This window comes from Candidatus Borrarchaeum sp. (assembly GCF_019058535.1).
In the GTDB taxonomy this organism is placed as follows: Archaea; Asgardarchaeota; Sifarchaeia; order Borrarchaeales; family Borrarchaeaceae; genus Borrarchaeum; species Borrarchaeum weybense.
Genome location: NZ_JAHPYX010000221.1, coordinates 1 through 7,936 on the forward strand (window position 1 = coordinate 1; position 7,936 = coordinate 7,936).

Here is a 7,936-nt window from a genome sequence, read left to right on the forward strand (position 1 = left end):
CTATGTTACTATCTAATGTAGTCTTACTTGCCTCACTGAACGCCTTTTGGATATCTTGTTTTGTGACAGCAGAAAATATCATTCGATGTACTGTTATGTTTGGATTTATTTCCAAAATAATCGCTGCTATATCGTATCCAATTTTTTCTCCTTCAGAATCTGCGTCTGTAGCTATTATAAGTTCATCTGCATCTTTACCGAGTTTCTGGAGTTGATTAATCACCTTTGGGATCTCTTTGTTTGTCTCATTAATTTTATAAATCGTAGGTGCATCAAATAAGCTTTCAGGGTCAACTTTATCCCATTTATTGTATTTATCCTCAAAATCAAGAGTTTTTACATGACCTAAAACAGAAGTTACAGTCAGATCATCATTATTAATTTTAAATCGATGAATAGGAGTATATTTGCTCATACCTTTCTCTTTAGTCACTTTTTTGCCCAAAATATGACTAATTCTTCTAGCGATGCTGGGTTTCTCAGTAATTATTAATATCTGCATTTAACAAGCCTCATCGTGATTACCGGTGTTGCTCCCTTTATAAAATTCAAGTAGATGTGCACAATATAAAATTATAAACATAACGATTGTGACTATCTAAATTGCTTTTCGTTTGATATACAGTTTATATGTTTGCGTAGCTTTTCTTAGTGAATATCAGAAAATTTGAGTATATTACGGTAATTAAGATACGCACTGAATTTTTCAAAATTTGACTCATATCAAATTTCGATATGTTTAAATATCTACTCATCGCGAAGTTATTAAGTTTTTAAGTTTTTCAAAGGTGATGATTTTATGGCTTCCGAAAAGCTACCATTGAAGTTATTGATGCATATAGTTAACTCAGAAATAATTATAAGACTCAAAGACAATAGAGAATTTCGAGGGCGCCTTCAGAGTGTCGACAACTATATGAACTCTATCCTGAGCGATGCCATCGAAATAAAGGATGGAAACAAACTTGCTAAGTACGGAGAAGTGTTTATCAGGGGTAATAACATACTTTGGATACAGACAGAATGGGACGAGGTTGAAACGGATTAATTAAATCCTTTTAATCCACGAAATATGGGGAAACTTAACGAGACGTAATTAAATCCCTTTACCCTTAACCAAAACTAATCTAATAGATTTAAAAACAATAATTACAGTGCATTTTTGAGTATACAATAATTACTCAATCTGTAATTTTCTTCAAGAAATTAAGGCATGATAGTTATGCCTGAATTAAATGAATTTTCTTATAAGAAACGCATTATGAAACTCTATTCTGAACCAAGCTATGTTAAGACATATGACAGACGATATAATTCAATTCAACGTGAAAAGTACGAGATTATTTTACCATACCTCGAAAATCACCCACTTTGGATTTTAGATGTTGGTATTGGAACTGGACTATTTTTAAATAAAGTTGTAAGGCAGTGGACACTGATAGGCACAGATTTATCCTTAAGAATGTTACATATAGCTAAAAAAAGAGCAAAAAAAAACACTAATGTTGAATTAGTTTTGGCTGATGCAGATTATCTTCCTTTTAAAGAACGCATTTTTCAGATTGTCACAACGTTTACGTTACTTCAAAATGTACCCAATCCTTTGAAGACAATTCAAGAACTTAAACGTGTAAGCGATAATTTAGTTGCTATAACAGTTTTGAAGAAGAAAATAAATGTACTTTCCCTTAGGGAATTCCTCAAGAAATCAGGGGTTACAAAGTTTAACATCATAGAGAGGGAAAGTGAAGATATTTTTGCAGTTTGTTATGTCACCTAACGAATTATTGTCCTGTTGAATCATCTTGGATTATATCATTCATTTCATCCAGTTTTTGTTTTCTGTATTCCTTGATTATCTTTTTTAACATATCTTGTGTCTTTTCTTTCAGCAGTTGATTATATCTTTTTTCCCATTCCAGAAGTTTCTCATCCAGTTCATTCTTGTCTACTATGGCGAATTCGTCTACATTTTTTAATGTTTTTAATTCATTTCTCTCGATTAGGGGTATTTCGTATTCTAAAAAGCGAGCTTCTGCAATATGAGACATTTTTTTGCAATCAGTAATGATCGCCTTGATCTCAAAAGAGATTAATATGTCTGCTGTAGATTTTGAGCCTCCGGATGGATCTAAAAGCAAACAAACGTCTCCTTTTTTAATTCCAAATTCTTCTTTTGCTTTATTAATGCCTTCTACACTGAATATTTCGATTATACGGAGAGGAATAGCATATCCTCGTGTTTTAATCAACTTCAAGCGTTTAAGATCACTGAACTTAGACCTTAATTGTGAGATTTCGTTCTTAAAATCAATTTCTTGTTTTCTGAGTCTTCCTATCTCTTCATCTCTAAATTGTATTTCTCTGAGTTTTTTCAGTTCAGTTCTCTCTTCTGATTGAAGTAGTTTGATCTTTTCCTGAAAATCTTTGATAATTGTTTCTAACTCACTTATTTTAGAAGAATAAAGCTCGTTTTGGGTTCTTAAATTATCAAGTTGTTCTTCTTGGAGTTTTATTTTTGCCCTTGATTCTGATATCTTTGCTTCCATTTGTTCAGTGGTCAAGGTCACTTCAATTGCTTCTTCGATAATTGTTTCTTCCTTTTCTTCTTGTACAAGGCGATCAATGGCGTCTTTTATTGGTATGTCTTCTTGTACAACTAAGGCTTTTACATTATCGATGAATGAGCGCGAAATAGGGATTCTAACATCAAGCTTTTTAATCGCAGCCTCTATTCGGTCAAAAACATTTTTGTGCGAAGAATATGCGTTAAGTGCGGCTACTAATGCGTCGCGTTCATGACTATTTGATGGCTTAGTGCCATTTGTATTATTGAACGTACGAATCATTGCGTTTTTGTCGCTAACAGTCATAACTTTGGTTGCAGAGTGAATTCTTGAATTGAATTTTGTTGAAAGTGTTTGAATAAAGGCTGGTACAGATGTGACATCGGTTGCAATGATAGTAGCTGTGCCATACTCTGAAATTTTTCTTACTACATCACCTCTGGATAAGCCCTTTGCACTATCAAGTAGTATTACTCCCCCACGCAGATCAAGAATAGCGATACCTACAGTAACACCAGGATCGATACCTACAATTAATTTTTTCATTTTAGTAACTGTTGCCTGAACAGGGAAATTCGTACCCCCTAACGACGGTATGAATTCAATTCGTTTCCTTTTAACAGGATTGATTTTAATTTGAATATCAGGACCTTTTGTTTTTTTGATAATACCGTAAAGTTTATCCTGCGAAGTATAAACTGTAAAAATTGCTCTATCTAAACCATAAGCAGAATCTTTTATCGTGATGTCGAAGTCTAATGAAGCGCTTTCCAGTCGATCTCGTATTTCTTTTGCAGCATTCTGAATAAGGGCGCTTATTCTACGGTGATATCTATCTTGAGACCATCCACCAGATCCCAATGATCTAGCTCGTGTTACATAGATTTCAGTTTCCTCTTCAAAAGGAGAGGCTATATATCCAACATTTTTAGCTGCCAATCGAGCAGAAACTTCGGCTTCTTCTATTGCGTTTCCCTTCCCTGAAATAGGAATGCCATATCGATTTGCAACTCTGTTTAGCGGTTCCATTCCGTGAGAAGGATGTGGCGATCCTGTGACTTGTATCAATTTCATTGTTGGAGGAAGACGGGCTAAAAAGGACACTAAGGCTTCACTAGTAGGTGCTAATTCATAGATATTATCAATAGCTAAGATGTCTGCATTAAGTTCTTTAATTAGTTTAACAAGACGATATTTTGTAATAGCGGTTTTACGGTCGACAATATTATCGTTTTGCAGGACTACTGCAGAAAACTTCGGAGGTGATTTAACAGAAGAGCTTTGTGGCAGTATATCGATTCCTATTATGATACGTTCATCTTCCATGAAATCACCGATTAATGGACCCTCGTTGTTTTTAAGGGTTCACTTATCGCGTGTAATTTCTTTAGAGGGTATCTCATTTCTATATACATTATAATGGCAAAGTTAATTTTTCTTTCTATGTGTTATAAACTTCATCCACGCTGTATAAAATTTTGAACTTTGATTAGATCTTCATAGATCTCAAATCTTTTTTGAAAAAAGGTTAATACATTATTTATGTCACGTTTAAGCATTGCTTCTGCGTTTGGATGCTTTTTATTTGCCCATTGGGGCCAATCAATAATAATGGTATTATATTCGGGAGTAACAAGAATATTAAATTCTGAAAGATCCGCATGAATAATTTCACAAGATCGATAAATTGTTTTTACGATTTCAATGATTTCAGTTAGTATAGCATTAGGTTCTTCTATCTCTAAGATGATAGATAGTTCCTCACCCTCAATCAACTCCATTACTACACAATGCCTATTTTGCCCTAGTGGCTCAGGAACAGATGATATTACAGGATAAATTCTCTTTAATGCGACATATTCTCTTCTAGCAGCTATTTGTGACTCTAGCAACCATGAAAGATGCTTTCTGCCTGCAGTGTATGACCTCAAGCGGCGTGTTTGGCGAAAACTTGTCCTACCAAGCCTGTGGAATTTTATAACAACGGTCTCACTTTCAGGTGTAAGCGCTTCATATACATCAGATTCCTTACCTACTCCTATGGGCATTCCAATCGCTTCTATAACATTAGCACAAACTAGTGTGTTAAGAGCCAAACAATCATGCCCATTAGAATTCAATTCAAACCCTAAATATGATCCGCCCCAACGGAGGATCAACTCAAGTTTGTTAAGCTTATCAAGTCGGAATACGACTTCATCCTCAGGAAACCCTGAGATCAGGGAGATTATCTTTATAGGGACATGCTCATATGCTCTTATACCGCGCTCAATCGCTTCTAGAATTTTGAAATCGTCGGGATCCAATTTCTTAAATGCGTTGATAGCTTTTTGTGACATTTCTAAACCCAATTAACACCTTTTTTAACCGGTGATATTAACTTTCATAAAGTATATCTTGACAACAAAGATCTATAAGTTTAGATTTTACTTTAAATGTTATAGCATGGATAAATATATATTTAACATTGTGCATTTGTATTGAATGAGAATTTATTTGTTTAAATAATGGTAGGATGTGCAGAGATGCCTAAAGACTTAATTGTAAAAGATGAAGATGTCTCAAATGTTGCAAAAGCATTAGCTTCGGGAACAAGATGGGAAATACTTAAGTTATTGAAAGTCGAGGCACTCGATGTAAGTAGAATTGCTGAAAAACTAGGTCAGACTGAAGCAAACATAAGCGCACAGATCAAAATAATGGAAAATGCGAATCTTATCGAAACTCACTACGAGCCTGGAGTGCATGGAGTTCGAAAGGTGTGTAAGCCTGCCATTGATCGTATTATTCTTACGATAGATTAAGGGCTTTTTCCCTCATATTTCTTCGCAATTTCTTCTAATGACATTGAAATCTGCGGAGAAGGTGAATATCGATTTCTTATTTTGACAAAGATTGGATGTGACACCGCATTTCCCACAATGAGTGCCTCACCTACGTTAAGGGTTGTTATTGTATCTAATGAGGCTTTGTCAACCATTTCTGAACTCTGACCAATGAGCTTAAGGTCGTATGGGTTCGTTATTCGCAGATAAATTTGGCTGTTTAACTGGCTAAGCACAGTAGTACTTAAGCGCACAGGTCGCTGTGAGATTAGCACTAATGAAGCATAGAACTTCCGACCCTCTCTAGCAATCGTTTCAATAATGCCCTTTGATATGGCAGGTCCTTCTGGACAGAATTGATGAGCTTCCTCTAGAATAAAAACGAAGGGTGGGATTTCTCCTCGCTTTCTCAAATTAAATAAACTATTAATTAAGTAATTGACTATTATCTGCTTTTTTCGTAGACTTATGATTTCACGAAGATCGAAGATTGTGGCTTCACCAACTCGAATTCTTTCTTTTAGCGAAGGATGTTCCTCAAATCCGAACAACTGCGTACTTTCTAAGTCGTAAAACCATCCCATCATTGCCTCTTTTGTTCTTGGATTCATTTCACTTTGTTCAATCATTCCAATAAGCTCATTTAAATCGTAGGGTTTTCCAGTTTTACCACTCATTCCTCTCAATTTTTTGATAATCTTGTTTAACTCCCTTATTTGCACGTAGCTCATTTGTGATTGAAAACTTGCAAAATTATAACTGGTAAGTTTAGGGACACCAAGTTGAATGTAGGGGCCATTTATCACCGTAGTTTTCTCAGAAAAATCAGATTTTGTTGAGTCAGAGGCTGTCGCGAGACTCGTATATTCTCCATGTACATCAAGAATTACGACTGCCACTCTACCTTGTTCTGGTTTTCTCATTAACAATTCTTCAATCAATACGCTGGTTAGATAACTTTTACCCGCACCTGAAATTGCAAGGATTGCCACATGTTTTTGAAATAACCTCGTGAGATTGAGTGTTACTGGAACATCATGATGGAGTAATTTCCCAAGATTGACGCCCGAGGGATCTAATCCTAATACCTGTAGTAGCATCTCCGGAGTTGCTAAAAAAACGCGGTCGCCAGGACCGGGCGGGAAAGTGACGCGTTCAAGCCGTCCCGATGGGGAGATTCTGCCCATAGGTTTCGCTTCAGCAAGTATGTATTCCCAACGATCTGCTGGAAAGATAGTTGTAAGAGGTCCACTTCTTTCATATTCTTTTACGGCTTCTGCGCTCTCAAAGTACCGATTTGTCTTCATAATATTTGTTACTGTCGCAATGAGCATTCCATCAACATCAGCGCTTTCAACAGCTATAAACTGACCCTTTCTCAACGGTATCGAATTTTCGATTTCCGTGATGACCAGTTTGAATTCACTAGGAGTTGGTGAATCCCTCGCTGCAATAACAGTACCTATCAGCTTTTTCATGTTTTTCACTTTTTTTACCTAAACGGTCTTCGATCGCGTCTTAATTTTAATAAAGATGATGAATGCCCGATCTTATCAAGTAATTGACTATATACCAAATCTAAATCATAATCATGTATCTTAGCTCTCGCGTCGGCCTCGATCAGAACAGATGGTATTCCGTATGCCGCGTGATGGCTTGAAAGTGGATAGACGACCGAAGATACTCTGTCTGCAGTTTTAGGGGTCTCAACGTGTTCTGGATTAAGAAACTCAATGCGAGTTGGTTGATCAAAATCAACAGATTTTAGGTAGAAAGCAAAGAGTTTATCACGCCATTGTGCAGAAATACGTGATGGCGATTTCTTAGCATCTGAGGTTAGTAGTCTATAAACCGCAGATCTTTCACCAGATTTTAAAACGCGATATAATAAATCTGTATCCTTTATTTGTTTAATTATGCCTCTATAATCAACTTGTAGTAGTTCAAATAGTTCGGGATACTTTTTTATTAGAGAAGGTAGAATTTCACCTAAGATTTGAGTAAACCGTGTTGATCTACTGTCCTCAACACAACCCACTAATAAAGTCCCATTTTCACGCGCTTTTTCGTAGAGTTTTTCATAAAATCTCGTCAAGAGTTCTCCTCTTGCAGCAATGGTGGATGTAGCGAATATATCGTATTGTTGGGGATAGATTGATCCATCCATGCATAGGATGTCGATTTTAGCATAGTCCAAAACATCTATGGCTACTCTTACTTCTCCAATTGCTCGTTCGAGGGCGCTTGACGTGTCAATCTCTGTTCTCGATACGGGCATATAGTTCACGAGCACGTTCAGCGGCGGAACGTCCGATGGGTAATATCTAACAACTGGTTTATCTTGAGAAAAATCAAAAATCACCGCAGCTGCTTTGGTGAGGATAATATCAATTGCATGATATAGACGAGAAACCACGCCACCATCTATTCCCGCAATTCTGAGACCAGTTAAACTTGTAGGTTCTACTTTTTTTACTAATTTTCTCTCAATAATCCCATCTTCTTTGAGTTTTGGAAAAGCATCCAAGTCAATCTGTTCTAGCC

8 protein-coding genes are annotated in these 7,936 nt (G+C 36.2%); 3 read left to right on the forward strand and 5 right to left on the reverse strand.

The genetic code is table 11. From position 1 onward, the window contains the following. Nucleotides 1-502: toprim domain-containing protein (locus QVB70_RS13480; RefSeq protein WP_287587204.1), on the reverse strand; the 502-nt coding region annotated here is incomplete at its 3' end. Between the two features lie 297 nt (nucleotides 503-799). On the opposite strand from QVB70_RS13480, the gene QVB70_RS13485 reads away from it, so the two are divergent. Continuing rightward, a complete protein-coding gene (locus QVB70_RS13485) occupies nucleotides 800-1,048 on the forward strand; it encodes an LSM domain-containing protein (protein ID WP_287587207.1) in 249 nt (82 codons plus the stop codon). A gap of 174 nt (nucleotides 1,049-1,222) precedes the next feature. Continuing rightward, nucleotides 1,223-1,780 carry a class I SAM-dependent methyltransferase gene (locus tag QVB70_RS13490; protein ID WP_287587208.1) on the forward strand — a complete coding sequence of 186 codons (558 nt, stop codon included), beginning with the start codon at nucleotides 1,223-1,225 and terminating at the stop codon, nucleotides 1,778-1,780. A gap of 4 nt (nucleotides 1,781-1,784) precedes the next feature. Here the strand turns inward: QVB70_RS13490 and QVB70_RS13495 are convergent, their stop codons facing one another. Then, a complete protein-coding gene (locus QVB70_RS13495; protein ID WP_287587209.1) occupies nucleotides 1,785-3,893 on the reverse strand; it encodes a DUF460 domain-containing protein in 2,109 nt (702 codons plus the stop codon). 131 nt (nucleotides 3,894-4,024) lie between these two features. Continuing rightward, complete coding sequence (locus QVB70_RS13500; RefSeq protein WP_287587211.1) at nucleotides 4,025-4,906, reverse strand: RIO1 family regulatory kinase/ATPase; 882 nt, start codon at nucleotides 4,904-4,906, stop codon at nucleotides 4,025-4,027. A 186-nt stretch (nucleotides 4,907-5,092) separates the two neighbouring features. On the opposite strand from QVB70_RS13500, the gene QVB70_RS13505 reads away from it, so the two are divergent. Next, nucleotides 5,093-5,371, forward strand: a complete 279-nt coding sequence (locus tag QVB70_RS13505) for a transcriptional regulator (protein WP_287587214.1) — start codon at nucleotides 5,093-5,095, stop codon at nucleotides 5,369-5,371. Here the strand turns inward: QVB70_RS13505 and QVB70_RS13510 are convergent. Further along, nucleotides 5,368-6,870, reverse strand: coding sequence for an ATP-binding protein (locus tag QVB70_RS13510; protein ID WP_287587217.1), 1,503 nt, complete (start codon nucleotides 6,868-6,870; stop codon nucleotides 5,368-5,370). The two genes, QVB70_RS13505 and QVB70_RS13510, sit on opposite strands and share 4 nt — an antisense overlap. A 14-nt stretch (nucleotides 6,871-6,884) precedes the next feature. Beyond that, a partial coding sequence (locus tag QVB70_RS13515) for a DNA double-strand break repair nuclease NurA (RefSeq protein WP_287587220.1) occupies nucleotides 6,885-7,936 on the reverse strand: 1,052 nt, incomplete at its 5' end.